Source organism: Streptomyces sp. NRRL B-24572 (genome assembly GCF_002156145.1).
GTDB lineage: Bacteria > Actinomycetota > Actinomycetes > Streptomycetales > Streptomycetaceae > Streptomyces > Streptomyces vietnamensis.
In genome coordinates this window covers 1-1,880 of the sequence record NZ_MWIG01001006.1, presented here as the reverse complement: position 1 = coordinate 1,880, position 1,880 = coordinate 1, and the positions used below count along the sequence as shown (strand labels likewise).

1 protein-coding gene is annotated in these 1,880 nt (G+C 72.9%); it reads left to right on the top strand.

Features of this window, described 5'->3' with window-relative positions:
- A partial coding sequence (locus CCN56_RS45370; RefSeq protein ID WP_373412962.1) for an NACHT domain-containing NTPase occupies positions 1 to 1,880 on the top strand: 1,880 nt, incomplete at both ends.

The window sequence follows — 1,880 nt, the reverse complement described above, 5'->3', positions numbered from 1 at the left end:
CCGCGACTGGCTCCGGAGCCTCCTCGACGCGTACGAGGGCAACCGCTGGCTCGTCACCTCCCGCCCCACGGCCGTACGCGACGACTGGCTGGCCGCGGACGGCTTCACCGAGCTGGCCCTCTCCCCCATGACCCGCTCCGAGGTCGCCACCTTCGTACGCCGCTGGCACCGGGCCGCCGGGCCGGAGGCGGAGCCGTACGAGCAGCCGCTCCTCGACGCGCTGCGCACCGCCGAGCACGTGGCCCAGCTCGCCACCAACCCCCTCATGTGCGGGCTCATCTGCGCCCTCCACCGCGACCGGCGCGGGTTCCTGCCCCGCGGCCGCAAGGCCCTGTACGAGGCCGCCCTGTCGATGCTCCTCGCGCGCCGCGACCGCGAGCGGGACATGGGGGCGCCGTCCGGCCTCGCCCTCGACGAGGCCCCGCAGATCCAGCTGATCCAGCGCCTCGCGTACTGGCTGACGCTCAACGGCCGCACCCAGCTGGACCGGGCCCGCGCGGAATCGCTCGTACGGGAGGCGGTCCCGGCGGTCCAGGAGGCCGCGCAGTATCCGCCGGAGAAGGTCTTCACCCACCTCCTCCACCGCAGCGGCCTGCTGCGCGAGCCGACCGCGGACACCGTCGACTTCGTCCACCGCACCTTCCAGGACTACCTGGCGGCCAAGGCCCTGGTGGACCACTGGGACATCGGCGTCCTGGTCCGGCACGCGGCCGACGACCAGTGGGAGGACGTCATCCGCATGGCGGTGGGCCACGCGCGGCCGCGCGAGTGCGCGGAGATCCTCCAGGAGCTGCTGAAAGCGGCGGACGCGGCCACGAACCGCCCGGTCCGGCTCCGCCTGGTGCTCCTGGCGGCGACGGCCCTGGACCATGCGACGGAGGTGTCCCCGGAGGTACGGGAGGAGGTCCTGCAGCGCACGTCGGAGGTGATCCCGCCTCGTACATTCGATGAGGCCCGCGAGCTGGCGGGTGTGGGCCGGCTGGTCCTCGACCTGCTGCCCGGTCCGGAGGGACTGAGCGACGAGGAGGCCCAGATGGTGGTGACGACCGCGACGCACGTCTCCGTCGACGCGGCGATCCCCTACCTGGCCCGCTTCGCCGGCCACTCCTCGGTGGGCGTCCGTTCCCAGCTCATCTGGGCATGGTCACGCTTCGACAACCGCACGTACGCCGAGGGGGTCGTCGCTCGGCTCGACCCGGCCGGGCTCGACTTCACGGTCCGCCACAACGAGCAGGTCGACGAACTGACGCGCCTCGGCCTGCGCCCCACCCGTCTGAGCATCGGCCCCCAGGTGACGAACGACGTGGTGGCAGCCCTCCTCCACCGCTGCAACCCCACGCAGCTGACCCTGGAGAGGACCCTCCACTCGCTCTCCCTGGCCTTCCTGTCGGGGCTGGACCGGCTGGAGCACCTCGCCCTCGACTTCCCCCCCGAGGCGATCTGGTCGGCCGACGACCTCCCCGCCGCCGCGCCGCTCGCCTCGCTCTCGATGTCGACCTGGCCCCACAGGGGGCTGGGCGCGCTGCGGCACCTCGGGCAGCTGACCGAAGTCCTCCTGTGGAGCGCGCCGGACCTCGCAGCCGAGCAGTGGCGAGGGCTCGCCGTCCTGCCTTCCCTCACGTCTCTCTCCATCGACGTGGACGACCTGGACACCTGCCCGCCCGACCTGGTGATGCCGGCGATCGTGGACGTGTGCCTCGCCCACGGCGACCTGCCCTCCCTCGGGCCGCTCGTCCGGGTGTTCCCCTCCTTGCGCACCATCGAACTGGGCTGCGCCCATGTCCTCGACACAGTGGACGTCTCTCCGCTGGCGGAGCTGAACGACCTGGAGACGGTCTGGTGCGACAGCCGGCCGACCGGGACGGAGCACCTGCCGCCCC